This window comes from Pseudoalteromonas sp. BDTF-M6 (genome assembly GCF_018334135.1).
In the GTDB taxonomy this organism is placed as follows: domain Bacteria; phylum Pseudomonadota; class Gammaproteobacteria; order Enterobacterales; family Alteromonadaceae; genus Pseudoalteromonas.
In genome coordinates, this window is record NZ_JAGXTQ010000001.1 from 601,543 (window position 1) to 621,960 (window position 20,418).

Genomic DNA, 20,418 nt, shown 5'->3' on the forward strand with positions numbered 1-20,418 from the left:
ATGAAACGTATTTTTATGTCCGCTGTGCTTTTTTCTCTGACAGCGACGCATGCCTTGGCCGATGACGCCAAGGCGCTAAAAGCAAAACTCGCGACACTCAATTCGCTAAGCAGCGAATTCTCGCAGCAGGTTTTTGATCCCGAGGGTGAACTGGTGAGTCAAAGCCAGGGCCAGCTGCAATTAGAACAACCACGTAAAATTCGCTGGCAACAACAAACGCCGGATGAAACCTTGTTTGTGTCTAACGGTGTTGACAGCTACTACTATGACCCGTTTGCCGAGCAGGTAACCCTGCTTGATACGACCAAGCTCATCGATAATACGCCGTTCATTTTGTTGACCACGGACGATGAGCAGCTGTGGCAGAAATTTACCATTACTGCCATAGAGCAGGGATTCGCCGTTAAGCCAGTCAGCAAAGAGCAGGGGCAGGTAGAGCAGCTGAGTCTGTACTTTAACGAGCAAGAGCAGATCTCCGCTTTGGAGGTAATTGATCAATCCGGACAGCGCTCTAAGTTTCAGTTTAAGGATGCTAAAATCAACGGCGACATCGATGATGGACGTTTTGAATTTACCATTCCTGAGCAGGTCTTTATCGATGACCAACGAGAGCCGCGAGGAAGCCAGTTAAGTGGCGAATAGTTTTTCCCTCGACTTTGCCCCCGATGTGCGCCCACTGGCGGCGCGCATGCGGCCAACGTCCCTGCAGCAATACATAGGCCAAAGCCACATTCTTGGCCCCGAACAACCCCTTTATCGCGCTATTACCTCTGGTCATTGCCACAGCCTGATCTTATGGGGGCCGCCGGGGGTGGGAAAAACCACCTTGGCACATATTATTGCCCATCACTGCGATGCCGAATTTATCACCTTATCGGCGGTGACGGCCGGGGTAAAGGATATACGCGAAGCGGTCGAGCAGGCCCAACTTAGTTTGCAACAAGGGCGCCGTAGTCTGTTGTTTGTGGACGAAGTACATCGTTTCAATAAATCCCAACAAGATGCCCTGTTACCTTATGTGGAAAACGGCACCTTTATCTTTATCGGTGCGACGACTGAAAACCCGTCTTTTGCGCTGAATAACGCGGTGCTTTCGCGAGCTCGGGTATACACCTTAAAAAAACTCAGCCTGGATGAGCTAAAGGCCGTGGTCAATCAGGCCCTGACCCAGGATGATGAGCTGAAAAATGCTCATATCAGCATTGCCGATGACAGCCTGGAGCAACTGTGCCAGGGGGCCTCTGGCGATGCGCGCAGCGTACTTAATCTGCTTGAGTTGGCAACCACCTTTGCCATCAGTGCCAAGGAGACGGCAAGAGGCAAGGGGGTGGTGATCGATCAGCAGGTAATGCAGCAGGTTGCACCGCAAATGGTCGCCCGCTATGACAAGGGCGGTGACCATTATTACGATTTAATTTCCGCCTTTCATAAGTCGGTACGAGGCTCAAGTCCGGACGGGGCTCTTTATTGGTATTGCCGTATTATTACCGCCGGTGGCGATCCCCTGTATGTGGCACGTCGTTTATTGGCCATTGCCACCGAAGATATCGGCACCGCTGACCCCAAGGCGATGGAGGTGGCCTTGAACGCCTGGGATATCTATCATCGCGTGGGCCCAAGCGAAGGGGAACGTGCTATCGCCCAGGCCACCATTTATCTTGCCAGCGCGCCAAAAAGTAATGCCGTATATCGTGCCTTTAACGAAGCAAAACAACATGCGATAGCGACCGCCGATCTCGACGTGCCTTTGCATTTGCGCAATGCTCCCACGGCATTGATGAAAGAGCAGGGCTTTGGTGCCGATTACCGCTATGCCCATGATGAGCCAGGCGCTTATGCTGCTGGCGAGAGCTTCTTGCCGCCGGAAATTGCCACAACTCAGTACTATCAGCCCAGCGACAGGGGTCTGGAAAAGCGCATCGCCGATAAGCTGCAATATTTAAAGGAGCGCGACCAGCAGAGTCCGCGTAAACGCTATGAGCGTGATTAATACCTATCTTTTGATTGCTCTCGGTGGGGCGCTTGGTGCTTGTATGCGCTTTGGTATTAATGAATTAGCGCTAAAACTCCTGTCCAAGGGATTCCCTTTTGGTACGCTGACGGTTAATATTCTCGGTTCATTGTTAATGGGCGTTTTATACGGCCTTTTGGATCGTGAAATACTGACCGATCCGCATCGCCTGACCCTGGGCATAGGGTTTTTAGGCGCACTAACAACATTTTCAACATTTTCGCTCGATACCCTGCTGCTAATGCAGCAAGGTCAGTGGCTGAAAGTGGCGTTAAACATCCTGCTCAATGTCGGGGTGTGTATTTTTATGGCTGCATTAGGCCTCATGCTAACAACGCAAAAAGGTTAATAACTCACATGTTAGACTCAAAGTATCTCCGTCAGGACGTAGAGCAAACAGCCGCACGTTTAAAAACGCGTGGTTTCGAATTAGACGTTGCCAAGCTTGCCGAGCTTGAAGAAAAGCGCAAAGCACTACAAGTAAAAACACAAGAACTACAAAGCGAGCGCAACTCCCGTTCCAAGGCCATCGGCCAGGCAAAAGCCAAGGGCGAAGATATTCAACCGCTACTCGATGCCGTTGCGCACCTCGGTGATGAGTTAGAGAACGCGAAAAAAGAACAAGACGATGTTTTAGCCGAGCTAAACGATATCGCCTCTGGCTTACCAAACTTACCAGCTGAAGAAGTCCCCGTGGGTAACGATGAAGACGATAACGTTGAGGTTACTAAATGGGGTGAGCCTAAGTCGTATGACTTTGAGGTAAAAGACCACGTCGATCTGGGTGAAGCCTTGGACAAGGGTCTGGATTTTGAAGCCGGCGTTAAACTATCGGGTGCCCGCTTTACCGTGATGCGCGGCCAGGTTGCCCGCATGCACCGAGCACTTGTGCAATTCATGCTTGATACGCATACGGATAAAAACGGCTACACCGAGATGTATGTGCCTTACTTGGTAAACAAGGACAGCCTGTTCGGTACAGGTCAACTTCCTAAGTTCGCCGAGGATCTCTTCCACACCGAAAAACTGGGTGAGCATGATGCAGGCTTTAGCTTAATTCCAACCGCTGAAGTACCGCTTACAAACTGCGCGCGCGATGAAATCTTCGATGAAAAGCAGTTACCTGTACGCATGACGGCGCACACACCCTGTTTTCGTAGTGAAGCGGGCAGCTATGGCCGTGACACGCGCGGTCTAATTCGTCAGCACCAGTTTGATAAGGTCGAGTTAGTACAACTGGTTAAACCGGAAGACTCAATGCAGGCTTTAGAAGAGCTAACCGGCCACGCCGAGCAGATTCTACAGGCTCTTGAGCTGCCGTATCGTAAAGTCGTGCTGTGCACCGGCGACATGGGCTTCGGCGCGGCCAAAACCTATGACCTAGAAGTGTGGTTGCCGGCTCAAGACACTTACCGCGAGATCTCATCTTGTTCCAATATGGGGGATTTCCAGGCACGCCGCATGCAAGCACGTTTCCGCCGTGCCGGTGAGAAAAAGCCAGAGCTTCTTCACACCCTAAATGGCTCAGGCCTTGCGGTTGGCCGTACCCTAGTTGCCATCTTGGAAAACTATCAACAAGCCGACGGCTCTGTTGTGGTACCAAGTGTACTGCGTCCATATATGGGTGGCTTAGACGTTATTCGTGCGCAATAAGCTCTGATACAGAAATAAAAAAGGTCGCCTGGTGGTGGCCTTTTTTTGTGCCTTGAATTTAAGCCTTATACTTGTGCCTTTATTTAATTTGCCACTATGAAGCTGGTTTACTAACCAAGTTGGCGGATTGAGTCTACCCTGGCAAAGGTTGTAACTATCTGTTATCAATAGAAGAAGTGAATAAACAGGGAAACACGTTGGCGGAGTATGCCTATGTCCTGGTACAGCATTCACATAATAAAAATATACAACGATTAACAAGGAATTATTATGAAAGTTATCCCATCTACGCTGTTACTGATCCTAAGCACATTCTTACTATCATTTTCTGGGCTGGCAACGCTGTTGGCGACACCGAACGCCAGTGATAGCCGAGGCATCTTCATTATCGCCCTCGGTGCGGCAGGCCTTGTCCTTGGTGCAATGGCTATTTTGCAGCTGAAGAAACTGAATCGGCTCTTGGTTGCACAACAGACAGCGTAAAAAGAGAAGGTAGCTTTGAGGTAAGAGCAAGGAATTGTACCTTAAGCCACCAGCGACCTAGGTCGCTAAAATGCCCGCATGGTCTAGACTATTTAGTTAGCGACCCAGGCAATGACTCCCCCTAGCTGGGGAGTTTTTTATAATAGAAAGGACTCAACAATGAAATACGCGTTTTACCTGCTGGCCCCCGTGGCCGTGGCCCTCTCTTCATCGGCATTGGCCGAACAGCTTAGCTTTGAACAGGCAAAATCCCGCGCCGATAACATAGAGGCTACCATGTCGGCAAATGAAGCCGAGCGCTTAGTTCAGGCACAAGGCAAGCTGGCTTCTTCGGCATTTCCGCATTGTTTACGGCAAACAAACTCAATTCCCATCAAGTTTACGGTTGTAGTGCAAATTGACGCATCGGGACAGGTGATCAACTCCTGGCATCAGGGTAGCAGCAAGTTTTCCGAATGTTTTGCAGATGTTATGGCCAGTTCCTTGTCATACACGTCCGACAGACAGCCATTTTACACCTCGTTTGAATTCGAAAACGTCAATCAATATCAAAGTAAATCAATGCCTAGTGTGAAATAGATTGACTCACACATCGGCCTGCTCTAGCTTCGCTTATTGAGAACACACCCATTTTATTTTCGTTTATCGAGTTAGATGCAGCTATGTTAAACAACGAGTTTATTGATTTGCTAAAAACCATTATCCGCCAACCCAGTGTGGTGGGGGCTGAGCACTCATTTTTTAGGGTATTACAAAGGGAATTAGAGGAGCGTGGTGCGCATGTAACCTGGTATGAGGGCTTATTGGTAGCCCAGGGAAGTAAGCCCTTTAGTACCATGTTCTCGGCCCATATCGATAGGCATGGCTTGATCTGCATCGGCCCCAATGAGTTTCAATACGCGGCGTTTATTTCCGCCAATCGCACGGATCTATTGAATAATTCGGTGTCTGAAGAGCTGATGGCCAAGGTCACCGAGCGTTTTCAAAATGAGCCGGTCTATGCTTACGAGCCATGGTCTGGTGCCTACCGCGGCAGTGGGGTGATCACCAAGGCTTATGTCTGCGAGTATCGCAATAACCTGATCTTCGAAATTGATGGCTTAGAAGGCCTAGTCGCGGGGACCCCTGTGGCATTTAAAGATAAGCTGAAAATACAAGAGCAGCGTCTTTATGGGCAACTGGACAATGTGCTGTGTGCCGCCGCACTGGTACACATGTTTAGTCTCGGCTTCCAAGGCACGGCGTTTTTTACGGCACAAGAAGAAGCGGGCAAGAGCTGGCGTTATCTGCTCGAATGGTTCCGCCGTTTTGGTGGGTCTACAAACCGCCTGTTTGTGGTCGACACCAGTCCGTTTCCCGATGTCGCCGCGGCCGATAATCAACAAATCGTGCTAAGAAATAAAGATGCTAACGCCGAATTTAACAGCGACGCGACTCAGTTGGTGCAACAGCTATGTGACCAGGAGAACATCAGCTATCTGTTTAAGGACAAGTATGTGGAGGCCGCGAACGCGCAGCTAGTTGCTCAGGGTGAAGAGCCAAGATCCATTGGCAGTACTGAATTGGGTCGGATCATCGCCGCGTCAAATGGCTTAGTGGACGGCACCACGATACAGATCCCTTCGACCGGTTATCACACCATGGCGGAGTCTGCGTCCGTGGGATCCGTTGACACCTTTTTATCCTTACTCAACGCCTTATCAAAGGGGTAGGTGGGCTGTGGCAAGCAGAGCCAGCCGATGGGCTCTGCTTGATGTGAGCTAATCCCTGAACTTCATTTCCTGCAATAAATAGGTGCTCATAATGGTGCGATACTCGGCACGATTACCACTTTCTTCATGCATCTTTTCCATGCTCTTCTTAACCCAGGCGAAGTAAGCTTCTCGGCGCTTTTCATTCTCGGCGACCGACGCCATATTTTCAAACACCCGAACTATGTATAGATCGGGTTCGTCTGCTCTGGGATGAACATTTTTAACAATGGAGTAGCTGCTGATCCAGCCTTGTTCCACCGCAAAATCCGAGCTTTTGCGCCACTCGGACGCTAACCACTTCGCATATTTTAAGCCAGCTCCATCTGCTATCTTGATCCCGGTCACTTCCCAGTAGTTGCCCCTGATGAAGGGAGGTTCGTGATCGTCAGCGTGTACGACTTGAATAGACATCAAACTAAAAACACAAAACAACGCTCCTATTAGTAAGTTCTTATACATAATAAGCCCCTTGTTTCAAGTTGCGAGATTGCAACAGGCCCTATAAAACCTAGTCCCAGTTAGTGGGTCTGTCTATTACTGTCGTAAAGCTCCGCTATAGGGTAAGTCACATAGTCATTACTCGGTACCAATGAAGCCGCCTGTTTGATGCGCCCACAGCTGAGCATAAATGCCGCCGGCGGCGATCAATTCTTGGTGCGTGCCTTGTTCAACGATGTGACCCTTATCCATGACCACCAGGCGATCCATTTGCGCTATGGTCGATAAACGGTGGGCGATGGCAATGACCGTTTTATCCTGCATCAGGGTATCTAAACTGGCTTGAATCGCGGCTTCGACCTCGGAGTCAAGGGCGGAGGTCGCCTCATCGAGTACCAAGATAGGAGCGTCTTTTAGCAGCACGCGTGCTATGGCAATACGTTGGCGCTGACCGCCGGAGAGCTTAACTCCGCGCTCGCCCACCTGGGCGTCCAAGCCCTTATTGCCCTTGCTGTCTTCAAGTTCTCCGATAAATTCCCAGGCCTTGGCTTGCTTGGCGGCATTGATGATCTGTTCATCGCTGGCATCGGCCAGGCCATAGCCGATATTTTCGCGCACACTGCGGTGTAACAGGGCGGTGTCCTGCGATACCATGGCGATATGCAGGCGCAGGCTTTCCTGGGTAACGCAGTCGATTGGTTGATTGTCGATGCTGATGGAGCCTTGCTCAACGTCATAAAAGCGCAGTAAGAGGTTAACCAAGGTCGATTTTCCGGCGCCGGAGCGTCCAACCACACCGACTTTCTCGCCGGCGCGAATGTGCAAGTCTAACCCCGCCAGAACGCTGTGCTGTTCATCCTGCTGGGCCTTGCCATAGTTGAAACTAATACCATTAAAGCTAATAGCGCCGGATGTTACCTTAAGTTCTTTGGCATCGGGTTTGTCTTCAATGGCGATGGGCTTAGTGAGGGTACTCATGCCATCGGTAACGGTACCAATATTTTCAAACAGGGCGCTTATTTCCCACATGATCCACTGAGCCATGCCATTTAGACGCAAGGCCAGGCTTACGGCAATTGCGATGGCGCCGACGCTGATGGCACTTAAGGACCAGAGGTAAATCGACAACGCCGCGGTGATGCCCACAAGCGTGTAGTTGAGCACCTGGACACTGACTTGTAATCCGGTGGCCAAACGCATCTGGCGATAGACGGGGTCTAGGAATAGCTCCATCGATTCCTTGGCGTAGCGCTCCTCGGTCGACGAATGTGAGAAGAGCTTAATTGTGGAAATATTGGTATAGCTGTCAACGATGCGCCCGGTCATTTGCGAGCGCGCCTCGGCCTGCTGCTCGGCAACGCGTTTTAAGCGAGGGATAAAATAGCGTTGGATACAGGCATAGCCTACCAGCCACAGCAGCATGGGCGCGATTAGGCGCCAGTCCGCCTGACCAATAAACAGCAGCATAGCGGAAAAATAAACCAGTATGTATACCGCTACATCTAGCAGTTTGATCACGGTTTCCCTTACCGCCAGGGAGGTTTGCATCACCTTGGTGGCGATGCGCCCGGCAAAGTCGTCCTGATAAAAGCTCATGCTTTGGCGCAGCAGGTAGCGGTGCGCCAACCAGCGAATCGACATGGGGTAATTACCAAGCAAGGCCTGATGTAACACGGCAGAATGCACAAAAACCAAAATGGGTAGGATCACCAGGGTCAGTATGCCCATAAACCAGAGTTTAGCGCTGTCTTTTGCGAACAATTCTTCGGGGGTGGTCTGATTAAGCCAATCAACCAGCTGGCCCATAAAGCTAAACAGGGAGACTTCAATCACCGCCAACAGCGCAGCACTGATTGACATAACCGCCAGCGGCCATTCCATTCCTCGGGTGTAATAACGACAAAATGCCAGCAGGCCCTTAGGCGGCGCTTGCGTGGTGCGCTCGGGGAAAGGGCGGGTTAGCTTTTCAAAAAATGTAAACATAAGACCATAAACAACTAATTCCGTTAATGGCGCAGTGTAGCGGCTTTAAAAAGAGCTGCCTAGGGTCTGTTGACCTTTGTTGTTCGTTTCTGCAGCAGCTTGTAGTGTATTTATACAAGGCGGCATATGTGTGGTGTACTAATATACATGAACATGTAACAACACAGTAGAAATGCTCTACAAGCGCTGCCCTATGGGTTCATCTAAACGCATCCTGCTCTGTGTTGCTCGTTACTGACATAGAATAACTATGCGGTATAACGAGCGTCGTGATCAGAATGCGTTTGGATTGAGCATAAATTAAACCGCAAAGATAAACAGACCCTAACCATGACGCGTGGCAATTCGGCGACAGTGTGCGGCTTAGGTTATTAATTACTGTTACTTGGAAGATAAGAAAGGCCCCGGTATTGGGGCCTTCGGGCTTATACCGCTAACGCTTGCTGTGCTTTAAGCTTTTCAATCATTTGCTCACGCATCTTGAACTTTTGTAGCTTGCCGGTCACCGTCATTGGATATTCCTCGACAATTTCTATGTACTTGGGAATTTTAAAATAAGCGAGGTGCTCCTTAAGGTAATCACTTACCTGCTGCTCGTCGAGGTAATGACCGTCTTTAAGTTTCAGCCACAAACATACTTGCTCACCGAATTTATCATCAGGAATACCGAAGACGGCGGCATCGCTGATGGCGTCATGCAGATAAAGTAACTCTTCAATTTCGCGCGGATAGATGTTCTCGCCGCCACGAATGATCATGTCCTTAATACGACCGACTATGGTGACATAGCCTTGCTCGTCCATAACCCCGAGATCGCCGGAGTGGAGCCAGCCTTGGTCGTCAATAGTGGCCTTGGTTTTCGCGGCATCGCCCCAATAACCATGCATCACACAGTAACCACGGGCGCATATTTCCCCAGCGCTACCGATGGCGGCAATATCGCCGCGCTCATCGATGATTTTTACCTCGGTGTGGGCCATGGCGCGACCTACGGTTTCAACCTGTTTCTCGATGGGCGAGTCTATTTCGGTAATATGATTAATGGGGCTGCATTCGGTTTGCCCGTATCCGATCAACACTTGGGTCATGTTAAATTGGCTATGGACCTTACGCATTAATTCCTGTGGGCAAGTGGCGCCGGCCATCACTCCGGTGCGCAGGGTGCCGAGGTCAAACTGCGCGAACTCGGGTAACTCAAGCTGGGCGATAAACATGGTCGGTACACCATGCAGGGCAGTGCAACGCTCTTGCTCCACGGTTTGCAAGGTGGCAAGCGGCTCAAACGAAGGACTCGGATAGATGGCGCAGGCGCCACTGGCAACGCATACCAGGTTGCCCAGCACCATGCCAAAACAGTGGTACAAGGGCACAGGAATGCACAGGCGGTCAGTTTCGCTAAATTGCATGGCACGTGCAACGAGCAGGGCGTTATTGAGAATGTTGCTATGACTTAGGGTTGCGCCCTTGGGGTTGCCCGTCGTTCCGGAGGTAAACTGAATATTGATGGCGTCATCCGGGCTTAACCGGCCGGCGAGGTCATGCATTTGCTGATAATGTTGTGCTTGTCCCAAGTTCTGAAGTTTAGAAAAGGGAAGCATGCCGGCGCGCTCTGTTTCACCTATGCTGATTACGCCCGTTAATGACGGCAGTTTAGTAATGGCACCCTTGTGGTGTGAATCTTTCAATTCCGGTGCCAGTTGATAAAGCATTTCTACGTAATTAGAAGCCTTAAACTGCTGCGCCATCACCAGGAATTTTACTTCGACATTATTAAGGGCAAATTCGAGTTCATGGGGCCGGTAAGCGGGGTTTAAACACACCATAATGGCACCAATTTTGGCGGTCGCCATTTGAATCAGTGACCATTCGATATTATTGGGAGACCAAATACCCACTCTATCGCCGGGCTGCACTCCAAGTGCCAGCAACCCGGTGGCCACCCGCTCTATTTCTTCAAGATAACGGCGATAAGTCCAGCGAATGTTTTGATGGCGTACCACGATGGCCTCATGGTCAGGGAAGGTGTCGACAATGCTCTGTAGGTAATTGCCTATGGTGAGATCACTTAAGCTTACCTCGCTACTGCCTCTATAGGCACTGCTGGCAAGGGGAAATTGCGGTGTTAAATGCATCGGCATACTGAGCCTCCTTGGCGCAAAATGAATTTATTTCAATCAATTCTTACTCACCAATGAAGCATAGATTGTCGACACATTCCATTAAAAAAGACGATTTAGACCTTGTTTGCGACTAAAGGTGTAGAGGGGTGTCGACAAATAAAAACAGACAGAACATGGGTAGGTATATGGAAACTGAGGAAATAGAGGATAAATCAATAAGGCGGGAAGCCGGGCCCAGGACAGCTGTGCCCGGGCCGTGTAAGTTCGACTATTTGAAGAGCAGTATTTTAAAGCCGATCAGGATCAACACCACACCGCCGAGTAATTCCGCTTTGTTCTCTAACCAGGTGCCGCTGCGCGCGCCAACGAAGACACCGGCAACACTGAATATCAAGGTGACGACACCAATAATTGCACACGCCAGTAAGGGGTGCACACCGAGCAGGGTTAAGGTAAAACCCGCAGCCATGGCATCGATACTGGTGGCGATGGCAAGAATCAATAGTACCTTGTGGGTGATTTGGGCAATGTCCTCTTCAATGCCTTCGCTAAGGGCTTCATAAATCATTTTCGCACCGATAAGGAGCAACAGACCAAAGGCTATCCAGTGAGCATAGGCTTCCACCCAACCCAATACGCCTTTACCACCTAGGTAACCGAGAAGTGGCATTAAACCCTGAAATAAACCAAAATAAACGCCGGCTTTAAGTGCCAACGAGCGCGTTAAGCTGGTGTGCTTTGAGCCAAGCCCGACGGATACGGCAAACGCATCCATACTTAGGGCCACGGCCAAGATAAAAACTTCAATCATCTGAAAACTCTTAAAAAACTTTTGTACTCGCTACTGACATAAAGTGACTCAAAACCTTATCCATCAGTAAGAAAATGCATTATAACAATTCTTTATAACTAGTATGAGTCATCACTTTCTCCGTAGGCCTGCCATACTAGAGAATTTTCAATTATTTTTACAAATTGATTGGCATCGAACCCTTGGTTATACAGAGAACTAGCTGTGAATCTTTCCTCTGATTCCTTTGGAGTTAAAATTTCATTTTCTAAATCAGACAAATAATGCGCGCTGTCAGACAAAGCTATCAATATTTCTTGTATAGATACTTTTGGGTATCCAGCAAAATATTCATGGTCAAACTCAATAGAAGTATCCGCAATCCAGCCGACTATGGTTGGTTTGCTGTCTGCAATGCCTAGCTGTTGAGCCAAGCCATTCTCTAACTCCCTTTTGATTGCCGTAACTTTGTTTCTAATTTGTATACCGGCTTTTCGCAAAGTCCTATCACGGTGGTACACAATTTCTTTTTTACTTGTGCGATAAAACGTCGATTTAACTTCGATTATTATGACGAGGTTATCAATTGCACAAATCAAATCTATTTCGCCAGCTTGAGGGTCTTGTGGTGTGTATCCTTTTAGAACATTGAATCCTTGATTGGCAAATGCGTCTCCTAATTTACTCTCTATTCTTGAAGTTTCATCCTTTAATGAGGGACGCGCATTTGCAAAACGTCTTAAGTTGTTAATGACATTAACTGAACTGATTTGGGAGGGCATAAGCCATGGCAATTGAACACAATAATTTCCAATTTTGAAAATAGGGCGTTCTGTTAATTGCTGGCGATTAATAGCTGTTTTAGACCGTAATAACTTACTGTGTTCCTTTAAATCAACGCTCCAAAAGTCAAGCATAGCTTTGGCCGCATTTTTATCACCCTTAGGATGTTTGTCACACACAGTCCAGCCAACCAGGTTGTTAATTTTGTCTTTAATATTTGACCAAGTTATCGGAAAGCGGTTTTCACCTTGCAGAAGGCCATTAAATGCCAGTTGGCTCAGAGCTGTTTGCCAATGCCCTGTTTCTTCGACATATTGATAGAATGTCGCAGTATACTCTTTCAGGTAAAACGCCATCATTAACTCTTGAGCTAATATTGCTTGAAAGATATTTACTTTGACGTTTTTCCCTATAGCGACGTACTGGCTGAATCCATACACCTCTTCAAGCTCTATCTTGCTGGCTAGAGCTTTTACATAGGCAAATTGATTCTCTTCATGATTTTCTGCAGAGCCGATTTGATTTCCCGCGATGTCACTGTTACAAAATTCATCGATTGCTCTATTAAACCAATAGCCCCTTAGTGCGCGTTGCCTCCTGCCATTACGCTCCCAATTATCATTGGCGCTACTTTCTGAGTTTAAGACCAATTCACCATTGATAAGTGAGAAACTAAAGCCTTCATCAAAACAATACGGGTGAATACTTCGTGATATGAATTCATTCAATTCCACTTGCGCTTGCATAAGGAGAGAAAATTCGTTTAACAGCCTTATAACGCGTGGGTTTTGCTCATCGTTAGGGAAGATAAAAGGTACTTGAAATATTTTTATAGCTAGGGCTATTTTGTCGTCAGTGAGATAAAACTCGTTCAGGTTGCTTTCTTTAAGTTTCCAATTAACTAGTTCTTTAAGAGCTATTAATTGCATATCTACAGTTAGGTTTTCACCGTTCATAGTTTCCGCCTTATTAGTCATGCACTTAAATGAATAGATGGCAGATAAGGCTAAAAACTCAAAAATTGTCAACCGACTAAAGGGCTCAGCTTGGCTTTTTAGGAAGTTTAGTCGTTCAGAATGTGCATTTTGAAGCGCATCACATGTTGCAATAAGATCTTCTAAGTTGTCTGGGTATTTCCTTGCAAGGAAATGGATCTCATGCCATTTAACATGATCCTTTTTCAACACCAATTCAGCTTTAAGAATTGCAGCCTTCAAAACATCCGGCTCGTGCTGTAAGACCTTGACTAAAAAATCATAATTGAACGTTGAGGTAAGGGTAAAATATCTGGTTAATACTAGCTGAAAGTCTTCACTGCGATAGAAGCTAGGTGGGAGTTCATGAATAAATAGTGAATTCCAAAAGCTTTCGTCTTTATTTATATTTTTGCTTGTTGTTTTTCTGTAGAGATAGGCTTCTAGTACCAATTGATGTGGCGTAATGGGAGAAGATGAACTTTGAAATTTTGAGAAAAGGTTATCGTAATAATTGACGTTATTGGCTGCCATTAGCTTCCTCTGCTTATGAAAAAATGATTAAACCAACAAAAGCCGCTAGAGAAAGCGGCTTTTGTTGGTTTAATCATTAGCGTTTATTTTTGGCGCTTAATCCTTAACGTAGGTACGCTGCATGATATACACATAAGCGGTGATAAATGCTTGTTCTTGGAATTTCTTCAAGCCAGTTTCTTCAAAATCGATAGGAACAGGGTTGCGCTTCAATTGCTCTTTCATGGTGGTGGCATTAAGTACACACACATCTAGGTCGGGAATAAGTTGCAGCGCTGTTTCCATTTTAAAACCAACGGCACCACCGGCGAACTTGCCCTTTTGTGGGCGACCTTTAATGGCAATTGAATCAACGCCATAGTCTTCCATCAGCTTTTTAAAATCGCGGTAAAACTTTTGTACTTGTTCCGTGTCGTCGGCGTCACTGAGTACAAAACGTGTTTGTCGTACGTCGCGAATGTCGAAAACGTCATTGTCTTTTGATAATAAGCACAGCAGCACTTCGCTGCCTTTTATTTCTACACCACAGGTATTCATGTTATATCGCCCTTGTATTCAATGGCATCTAGTATATCAGAGATGGTGTAAAAACAATGGAATAAAATTATTCCCTTAGCCTTGAATTTGTATGCAGGGCACGCGAGAATAGCCGCTTGCGCTCATACTCGGGCGCAACAACATCATCGCAATGCTTGTTGGTATAAGCGTTGATTATGAATTAAATCGATTAAATATAACTTACTACATGTGGCGCGGCGTAGGTGTCACCACTGTAAAAGGATTAAACATGCCTGTAATTACTCTTCCTGACGGTAGTCAGCGTATTTTTGATAACCCAGTCTCAACTTTGGATGTGGCCCTTGATATCGGTCCTGGCCTTGCTAAAGCCACCATCGCCGGTCGTGTAAACGGCGAGCGCGTTGATGCCTGTGACCTAATCACCGAAGATGCGCGTTTAGAAATTATCACCGCCAAAGACGAAGATGGTTTAGAAATTATTCGCCATTCGTGTGCTCACCTTATTGGCCACGCCATTAAGCAGCTTTACCCGGACGCCAAAATGGCCATTGGTCCGACAATCGACAACGGTTTCTATTACGATGTTGATATGGAGCACTCGCTGACCCAAGAAGATCTTGAAGCGCTAGAAAAGCGCATGCATGAGCTTGCCAAAACAAAATACGACGTTGTGAAGAAGGTCGTCAGCTGGCAAGAAGCGCGCGATGCTTTTGCAGCGCGTGGCGAAACCTACAAGATGGAAATCCTTGACGAGAATATCTCTAAAGATGACCGTCCGGGCCTATACCATCACGAAGAGTATGTCGACATGTGTCGCGGTCCACACGTACCAAACATGTCGTTCTGTCAGCACTTCAAACTAATGAAGGTGGCCGGCGCATACTGGCGTGGCGACTCAGACAACAAGATGCTGCAGCGTATCTACGGCACCGCCTGGGGCGATAAAAAGCAACTTAAAGGTTACTTGCAGCGCCTTGAAGAAGCGGAAAAGCGTGATCACCGTAAGATAGGCAAAGCCCTTGATTTATGGCACTGGCAAGAAGAAGCGCCTGGCATGGTGTTTTGGCATAACGATGGCTGGAGCATTTACCGCGAACTAGAGGACTTCGTTCGTGAAAAATTACGCGAGTACGATTACGAAGAAGTAAAAGGCCCATTGATGATGGACCGTGTACTGTGGGAAAAGTCGGGCCACTGGGACAAATATGGCGATGCTATGTTTACCACCGAGTCGGAAAAGCGCGAATACGCCATTAAACCGATGAACTGTCCGGGACACGTACAAATTTTTAACCAAGGTTTGAAATCGTACCGCGACCTGCCACTGCGTATGGCCGAGTTTGGTTGTTGTCACCGTAATGAGCCATCGGGTGCCCTGCACGGTTTGATGCGTGTGCGCGGCTTTACCCAGGATGATGCCCATATCTTCTGTACCGAAGAGCAGATCCTCGACGAAGTAGCAGCCTGTATCGACATGGTGTATGACACATACTCCACATTCGGATTTGAAAAAATCGTGGTTAAATTATCAACTCGTCCAGAGCAACGTATCGGTGAGGATGCGCTTTGGGGTAGAGCCGAGCAAGCGCTTGCCCAAGCACTAACAGATAAGAATATTGAATTTGAATATCTGCCGGGTGAGGGCGCCTTTTACGGACCAAAAATTGAGTTTACGCTTTATGATTGTTTGGAACGTGCATGGCAGTGTGGTACTGTGCAGCTAGACTTTATGTTGCCGGGCCGTTTAGGAGCAACTTATGTTGCTGAAAATAACGACCGTCGCACGCCGGTAATGATCCACCGTGCGATTCTCGGTTCAATCGAGCGCTTTATCGGTATTTTGACCGAAGAATATGCCGGCTTATTCCCAACCTGGTTGGCGCCAAAGCAGGTGGTATTGATGAATATCACCGATAAGCAGGCGGATTATGTGCAAGAAGTTGTACAAAAATTAAATAAACTGGGCATTCGTGCCGCAGCCGACTTGAGAAATGAGAAAATTGGCTTTAAAATTCGCGAACATACTTTAAAACGTATACCTTACTTATTAGTTGTTGGCGACAAAGAAGTTGAACAACAAGAAGTCGCAGTGAGGACACGTACAGGTGAAGACCTGGGCAAGTTTAAAGTCGATGACTTTATTACAAAAATCGCAGATGAAATTAAGAATAGACGCTAGTCTGTGATGGAAAAAGGGTGTGCCAAATACTGACGGTAACACCCTTTTTTGTTTTTAATATTCTTGGAGGAACGTACCATTAGAGGCGGAAAAAAGGGTCAACAAACGACTCAAAAAAATCGTATTAACGAAGACATCACGGCAAAAGAAGTTCGACTAATTGGCTTTGACGGTGAGCAAGCAGGCATTGTGTCTTTAAGTGAAGCGTTGTCATTGGCGGAAGAAGCTGGTGTCGATCTCGTTGAGATCAGCCCTAATGCTGAGCCACCTGTTTGTAAGGTTATGGACTACGGTAAGTTCATTTTCGAGAAAAGCAAGGCACAAAAAGAACAGAAGAAGAAGCAAAAGCAAATCCAGATTAAGGAAGTTAAATTCCGTCCGGGTACTGACATTGGTGACTACCAGGTTAAGCTTCGTAACCTTCGCAAGTTCTTAGAAGCTGGCGATAAAGCGAAAGTAACTATCCGCTTCCGTGGCCGTGAAATGGCCCACCAAGAGATCGGCATCGAGCTTCTAAACCGCATCAAGACGGATTTAGAAGATTTGGCAACCTGCGAGTCTTTCCCTAAGAAAGTCGAAGGTCGTCAAATGATTATGATGCTAGCGCCAGTGGCTAAAAAATAGTATACTGCGCGCCTTAAGATTTAGTGCAGGTTTACAAGCTACTTGAATTGCTTCGGTAATTTATTTAGCACCTGTATCTATCCGGTTGAAAGTAAGGGGCTTTTTAAGTCCCTTCACCGGTTTTGGGAGTAAGTTAGGCCACTAAAGTGTCAGCGTAAGCTGGACGCCTGCTTGCTAAATTTAAGCAATATCAATTGGAGTTATTGCAATGGCTTATAAGCTAAAAACACACCGTGGCGCCGCTAAGCGCTTCAAGAAAACTGCTTCTGGCGGTTTTAAGCGTAAACAAGCGCACCTTCGTCACATTCTGACCAAGAAAACCTCTAAGCGTAAGCTTCACCTACGTCCTAAGCTAATGGTTCACAAGAACGACCACGGCTTAGTTTCTCGTATGTTACCATTCGCTTAATAGGGGTATAGAATAATGGCAAGAGTAAAACGCGGTACTATCGCGCGCGCACGTCACAAGAAAGTTTTAAAGCAAGCTAAAGGTTACTACGGTGCACGTTCACGTGTTTACCGCGTAGCTTTCCAAGCGGTTACTAAAGCGGGTCAATACGCTTACCGTGACCGTCGTGCGAAGAAACGTACTTTCCGTCAACTATGGATTGCTCGTATCAACGCTGCAGCTCGTCAAAATGGTTTGTCTTACAGCCGTTTCATCAACGGTCTTAAGAAGACTTCTGTAGAGATCGACCGTAAGATCCTTGCAGACATCGCTGTTTATGACCAAACTGCATTCGCAGCACTAGTTGCTAAGGCTAAAGAAGGCCTAGAAGCTTAATTTGTGCTAGCAGAGAAAGGAGCCGATTGGCTCCTTTTTTATTGCCTGAAATTCCCGTTAACGGGATTTGGTTAAGACCCAGTCCATCCAGCTAATAGGCAAAATTCTTCTCAAAAAGCCGAATAAATAGGTTGGGGTAGTGACATAATACCTTGCCTGTGGTCGTTGCGACTCCAAGGCATGGACCAAGCGCTTATAAACAGCCTCCGGGCCCAAAGTAAAGGGTTGCGGCCCAGTGGCCGATTCCAACCGGCGTTGTTGCGCCAAGTAGTTTTCCCGGTGTGCACTCGTTTCAATATTTATTCCCGAGGTTAAAAAAGCCTGTAGGGCATTTTCGCGAAATTTCGAGGTAATGGGTCCGGGCTCAATCAGCGACACCTGCACGCCGCTACCTTTAAGTTCTAATCTCAGGGTGTCTGTTAGACCTTCTAAGGCAAACTTACTGGCGTTGTAGGCGCCGCGATAGGGTAAGGTCACCAAACCCAACACCGACGAGTTTTGAATAATGCGGCCATGGCCTTGTTGGCGCATTATTTTACAAGCCAACTGGGTGAGGTGGTGCCAGCCAAACACATTGGTTTCAAATTGCTTGCGTAGCGCCTCTATGGGTAAGTCTTCTACGGCTCCGGGTTGACCATAGGCGCCATTATTAAAGAGTGCATCGAGTTTACCGCCACTTTGGGCAAGTGCCTCGTTAAAGCCGCTTTCTATGGATTGCGGATCGCTGTAATCAAGCTGAACACAGGTAATGCCCTCGGCGTTGAGTTTACGAACGTCCTCTAAGGCACGACAGCTGGCTATGACCTTATAGCCACGCTTTAGTAATTGTTGCGCGCAGTAATATCCTATGCCGCTGGAGCAGCCGGTGATAAGTATGGTTTTCATGGTTTGATTTTATGCTGTATACATCCTTTGCGAGCAAACTACCATTTCATCGCAGCCCTCGCCAGTGTTTGTTTATCCTTGTTATACTCAAACCCACTTATAAGAATAACAAGAGCTTATTATGCTAACGTCTTTATTACTTAGCGCTGCCCTAAGCCAAGATGCGCACCTACCACCTTTAATTTCTTGGCACGGAGACAGCGAAGTGCTGATGCAAAGTGACGGTCCCTTACAGACCGACTTTGAGCGCTCCGGTGGTGTTGACTCACCAAATTATGAAAACACCATGGCGTATTTGGCACAGCTGGTGAAGGCAAATAGCGCACAGTTCCATACGGTGACTATAGGCAAAAGCGATGCCGGGCGAGATATTCGCATGCTGATTGCCACCGAGCATGGATTGAGCTCCGCCGAGCAGCTTGTTGCGGATAACAAACCCACCTTGCTTATTCAAGCGGGTATACACAGCGGTGAAATCGACGGCAAAGACGCAGGTTTTATGCTGCTTCGCGATATCGCCAAGGGTCATCGCCCGGACATACTAAAAAGTGTCAATCTGCTGTTTATTCCTATTCTCAATGTCGATGGTCATGAACGCCGTAGTGCCTTTAATCGCATAAACCAACGTGGCCCGAACATCATGGGCTTTCGCACCAACGGCCAAAATCTTAATTTAAACCGTGACTACACCAAGCTGGACACTCCGGGTATTCGCGCCATCGCTCATGTTGTTAATACTTATCAGCCGGACCTCTATATTGACGTTCATGTCACCGATGGCGCCGATTATCAGTACGATATTACCTATGGTTATAACCCCAGCTTTGCCAGCAGCACGCCCAAGGTGACGCAGGCTCTGGACAAGTGGGTCGCTCCGGTTATCGATGCCAAGCTGCAAAAGCAGGGGCATATACCAGGGCCTTTGGTGTTTGTGATGGATAAAATGGAATTTTCAAAAGGCCTGGCCGGTTGGGTTGCCGGGCCCAGGTATTCGAATGGCTGGGGGGAGTTGCGTCATCTGCCCACCATTTTGGTTGAGAACCATTCCTTAAAGCCCTACAAACAGCGCGTGCTTGGCACCTATGTGCTGTTGGACGGGGCAATTGAAGCCTTAGCAACACACGGTGAGCAAATTGATAAGGCGGTTGCGGACTCGATTAACACCAGTTACAAAGAGCTGGTCGTTGCACGAGACTATGCCAGTGAGCCAGACTCTATATCCTTTAAGGGGATCGCCTACGAGCATTATACCAGTGCGGTTACCGGTTCCCGCGAGGTACGCTACCTAGGGGAAGCTCAGGAGTATGAAAGTTTGCCTATTTACTGGCAAAAAGAGGTGAAAACCAAGGTGGCAATTCCCAAGGCCTTTTATATTCCTCGTCAATACGCCGAAACCTTGACGGTGCTGAGCCTTCAAGGGGTTAAATTAGAAGCCGTGAGCGAGCCTCTCACACTCGCATTACGCCAAGCGCAGATAACTAGCTACGAGTTTGCCAAGGCGCCATTTGAAGGGCGCTTTCGCGTAACCCCCGAGCTTGAATACACCCAGGTTAACGTCAGGCTTGATAACAATTGGGTAAAAGTCGACACAGATCAGAAGCTCGGCCTGTTGGCCACCCATATACTGCACCCGGATGCTCCGGATTCCTTATTGCAGTGGGGCTTTTTCCATACCCTTTTTCAGCGTACCGAGTATGTTGAGAATTATGCCTTGGCTCCCTACGCAGCGCAGCTGTTAGCTAGCGATGAGGAAATCAGAGTCAAGTTTGAACAAAAGCTAAAAGATCCTAGTTTTGCTCAGGATGCCGAAGCACGTCGCGCTTGGCTTTACCAGCAAAGCCCGTATTATGATCAGCAATATTTGAATTACCCCGTTTTAATGCAGTACGAAAACGAATAGATAA

Annotated in this window: 19 protein-coding genes; 12 read left to right on the top strand and 7 right to left on the bottom strand. The window is 47.7% G+C overall.

The features are described 5' to 3' along the window. From lolA to KD147_RS02695, 7 genes are all read left to right on the top strand, one after another. Positions 1 to 642, top strand: coding sequence for an outer membrane lipoprotein periplasmic chaperone LolA (gene lolA, locus KD147_RS02665; RefSeq protein ID WP_212546794.1), 642 nt, complete (start codon positions 1 to 3; stop codon positions 640 to 642). Positions 643 to 688: 46 nt separating this feature from the next. Further along, complete coding sequence (locus KD147_RS02670) at positions 689 to 1,990, top strand: replication-associated recombination protein A (protein ID WP_212547039.1); 1,302 nt, start codon at positions 689 to 691, stop codon at positions 1,988 to 1,990. Further along, positions 1,977 to 2,360 (top strand): fluoride efflux transporter CrcB, encoded by a 384-nt coding sequence (gene crcB / locus KD147_RS02675; RefSeq protein ID WP_249318882.1) that lies wholly within the window; start codon positions 1,977 to 1,979, stop codon positions 2,358 to 2,360. Before KD147_RS02670 ends, crcB begins: the two co-directional genes overlap by 14 nt. 8 nt (positions 2,361 to 2,368) lie before the next feature. Continuing rightward, a complete protein-coding gene (gene serS / locus KD147_RS02680; RefSeq protein WP_212546795.1) occupies positions 2,369 to 3,664 on the top strand; it encodes a serine--tRNA ligase in 1,296 nt (431 codons plus the stop codon). A 270-nt stretch (positions 3,665 to 3,934) separates the two neighbouring features. Beyond that, positions 3,935 to 4,147, top strand: a complete 213-nt coding sequence (locus KD147_RS02685; protein ID WP_212546796.1) for a hypothetical protein — start codon at positions 3,935 to 3,937, stop codon at positions 4,145 to 4,147. Between the two features lie 159 nt (positions 4,148 to 4,306). Further along, positions 4,307 to 4,726 (top strand): hypothetical protein, encoded by a 420-nt coding sequence (locus KD147_RS02690; protein WP_212546797.1) that lies wholly within the window; start codon positions 4,307 to 4,309, stop codon positions 4,724 to 4,726. 83 nt (positions 4,727 to 4,809) lie between these two features. After that, entirely contained in the window at positions 4,810 to 5,859 is a 1,050-nt protein-coding gene (locus KD147_RS02695; protein ID WP_212546798.1) for a peptidase M42, read from the top strand. Positions 5,860 to 5,907: 48 nt separating this feature from the next. On the opposite strand, the gene KD147_RS02700 is transcribed toward KD147_RS02695, so the two are convergent. From KD147_RS02700 to KD147_RS02725, 6 genes are all read right to left on the bottom strand, one after another. Further along, positions 5,908 to 6,312: a hypothetical protein gene (locus KD147_RS02700; RefSeq protein WP_212546799.1), complete on the bottom strand. Its 405-nt coding sequence runs from the start codon at positions 6,310 to 6,312 to the stop codon at positions 5,908 to 5,910. Positions 6,313 to 6,477: 165 nt separating this feature from the next. Further along, the gene (locus KD147_RS02705) at positions 6,478 to 8,322 is read right to left on the bottom strand and encodes an ABC transporter ATP-binding protein (protein ID WP_212546800.1); all 1,845 of its coding nucleotides are present in this window, start codon (positions 8,320 to 8,322) and stop codon (positions 6,478 to 6,480) included. Positions 8,323 to 8,747: 425 nt separating this feature from the next. Further along, the gene (locus tag KD147_RS02710) at positions 8,748 to 10,460 is read right to left on the bottom strand and encodes an AMP-binding protein (RefSeq protein WP_212546801.1); all 1,713 of its coding nucleotides are present in this window, start codon (positions 10,458 to 10,460) and stop codon (positions 8,748 to 8,750) included. A 250-nt stretch (positions 10,461 to 10,710) separates the two neighbouring features. Continuing rightward, positions 10,711 to 11,253, bottom strand: a complete 543-nt coding sequence (locus KD147_RS02715; RefSeq protein ID WP_212546802.1) for a manganese efflux pump MntP — start codon at positions 11,251 to 11,253, stop codon at positions 10,711 to 10,713. Between the two features lie 98 nt (positions 11,254 to 11,351). Then, a complete protein-coding gene (locus tag KD147_RS02720; protein ID WP_212546803.1) occupies positions 11,352 to 13,523 on the bottom strand; it encodes a hypothetical protein in 2,172 nt (723 codons plus the stop codon). A 96-nt stretch (positions 13,524 to 13,619) separates the two neighbouring features. Then, the gene (locus KD147_RS02725) at positions 13,620 to 14,060 is read right to left on the bottom strand and encodes a DUF3010 family protein (protein WP_212546804.1); all 441 of its coding nucleotides are present in this window, start codon (positions 14,058 to 14,060) and stop codon (positions 13,620 to 13,622) included. Between the two features lie 250 nt (positions 14,061 to 14,310). Between KD147_RS02725 and thrS the strand changes: the two genes are divergently transcribed. The 4 genes from thrS to rplT all read left to right on the top strand — a co-directional run bounded on the left by thrS (position 14,311) and on the right by rplT (position 17,629). Continuing rightward, positions 14,311 to 16,221, top strand: coding sequence for a threonine--tRNA ligase (gene thrS, locus KD147_RS02730; RefSeq protein ID WP_105254152.1), 1,911 nt, complete (start codon positions 14,311 to 14,313; stop codon positions 16,219 to 16,221). Positions 16,222 to 16,284: 63 nt separating this feature from the next. Then, on the top strand, positions 16,285 to 16,845 hold the full coding sequence (gene infC / locus KD147_RS02735; RefSeq protein WP_105254259.1) for a translation initiation factor IF-3: 561 nt from the start codon (positions 16,285 to 16,287) through the stop codon (positions 16,843 to 16,845). Between the two features lie 208 nt (positions 16,846 to 17,053). Then, complete coding sequence (rpmI, locus tag KD147_RS02740) at positions 17,054 to 17,254, top strand: 50S ribosomal protein L35 (protein ID WP_022944197.1); 201 nt, start codon at positions 17,054 to 17,056, stop codon at positions 17,252 to 17,254. A 15-nt stretch (positions 17,255 to 17,269) separates the two neighbouring features. Continuing rightward, the gene (rplT, locus tag KD147_RS02745; protein WP_105189760.1) at positions 17,270 to 17,629 is read left to right on the top strand and encodes a 50S ribosomal protein L20; all 360 of its coding nucleotides are present in this window, start codon (positions 17,270 to 17,272) and stop codon (positions 17,627 to 17,629) included. Between the two features lie 57 nt (positions 17,630 to 17,686). On the opposite strand, the gene KD147_RS02750 is transcribed toward rplT, so the two are convergent. After that, on the bottom strand, positions 17,687 to 18,514 hold the full coding sequence (locus KD147_RS02750; RefSeq protein WP_212546805.1) for an SDR family oxidoreductase: 828 nt from the start codon (positions 18,512 to 18,514) through the stop codon (positions 17,687 to 17,689). Positions 18,515 to 18,635: 121 nt separating this feature from the next. Here KD147_RS02750 and KD147_RS02755 point away from each other — a divergent pair, with 121 nt between their 5' ends. Next, a complete protein-coding gene (locus tag KD147_RS02755) occupies positions 18,636 to 20,414 on the top strand; it encodes a M14 family metallopeptidase (protein ID WP_212546806.1) in 1,779 nt (592 codons plus the stop codon). Positions 20,415 to 20,418: the final 4 nt, after the last annotated feature.

What these genes read in the sequence shown, in the direction of transcription:
- thrS (WP_105254152.1), top strand. Translation starts at nt 14,311, where the DNA reads ATGCCTGTAATTACTCTTCCTGACGGTAGTCAGCGTATTTTTGATAAC.
- KD147_RS02690 (WP_212546797.1), top strand. Translation starts at nt 4,307, where the DNA reads ATGAAATACGCGTTTTACCTGCTGGCCCCCGTGGCCGTGGCCCTCTCT.
- KD147_RS02695 (WP_212546798.1), top strand. Translation starts at nt 4,810, where the DNA reads ATGTTAAACAACGAGTTTATTGATTTGCTAAAAACCATTATCCGCCAA.
- KD147_RS02720 (WP_212546803.1), bottom strand. Translation starts at nt 13,523, where the DNA reads ATGGCAGCCAATAACGTCAATTATTACGATAACCTTTTCTCAAAATTT.
- rpmI (WP_022944197.1), top strand. Translation starts at nt 17,054, where the DNA reads ATGGCTTATAAGCTAAAAACACACCGTGGCGCCGCTAAGCGCTTCAAG.
- KD147_RS02705 (WP_212546800.1), bottom strand. Translation starts at nt 8,322, where the DNA reads ATGTTTACATTTTTTGAAAAGCTAACCCGCCCTTTCCCCGAGCGCACC.
- KD147_RS02755 (WP_212546806.1), top strand. Translation starts at nt 18,636, where the DNA reads ATGCTAACGTCTTTATTACTTAGCGCTGCCCTAAGCCAAGATGCGCAC.
- KD147_RS02750 (WP_212546805.1), bottom strand. Translation starts at nt 18,514, where the DNA reads ATGAAAACCATACTTATCACCGGCTGCTCCAGCGGCATAGGATATTAC.
- KD147_RS02685 (WP_212546796.1), top strand. Translation starts at nt 3,935, where the DNA reads ATGAAAGTTATCCCATCTACGCTGTTACTGATCCTAAGCACATTCTTA.
- rplT (WP_105189760.1), top strand. Translation starts at nt 17,270, where the DNA reads ATGGCAAGAGTAAAACGCGGTACTATCGCGCGCGCACGTCACAAGAAA.
- serS (WP_212546795.1), top strand. Translation starts at nt 2,369, where the DNA reads ATGTTAGACTCAAAGTATCTCCGTCAGGACGTAGAGCAAACAGCCGCA.
- KD147_RS02710 (WP_212546801.1), bottom strand. Translation starts at nt 10,460, where the DNA reads ATGCCGATGCATTTAACACCGCAATTTCCCCTTGCCAGCAGTGCCTAT.
- KD147_RS02725 (WP_212546804.1), bottom strand. Translation starts at nt 14,060, where the DNA reads ATGAATACCTGTGGTGTAGAAATAAAAGGCAGCGAAGTGCTGCTGTGC.
- KD147_RS02700 (WP_212546799.1), bottom strand. Translation starts at nt 6,312, where the DNA reads ATGTCTATTCAAGTCGTACACGCTGACGATCACGAACCTCCCTTCATC.
- crcB (WP_249318882.1), top strand. Translation starts at nt 1,977, where the DNA reads ATGAGCGTGATTAATACCTATCTTTTGATTGCTCTCGGTGGGGCGCTT.
- KD147_RS02670 (WP_212547039.1), top strand. Translation starts at nt 689, where the DNA reads ATGCGGCCAACGTCCCTGCAGCAATACATAGGCCAAAGCCACATTCTT.
- lolA (WP_212546794.1), top strand. Translation starts at nt 1, where the DNA reads ATGAAACGTATTTTTATGTCCGCTGTGCTTTTTTCTCTGACAGCGACG.
- KD147_RS02715 (WP_212546802.1), bottom strand. Translation starts at nt 11,253, where the DNA reads ATGATTGAAGTTTTTATCTTGGCCGTGGCCCTAAGTATGGATGCGTTT.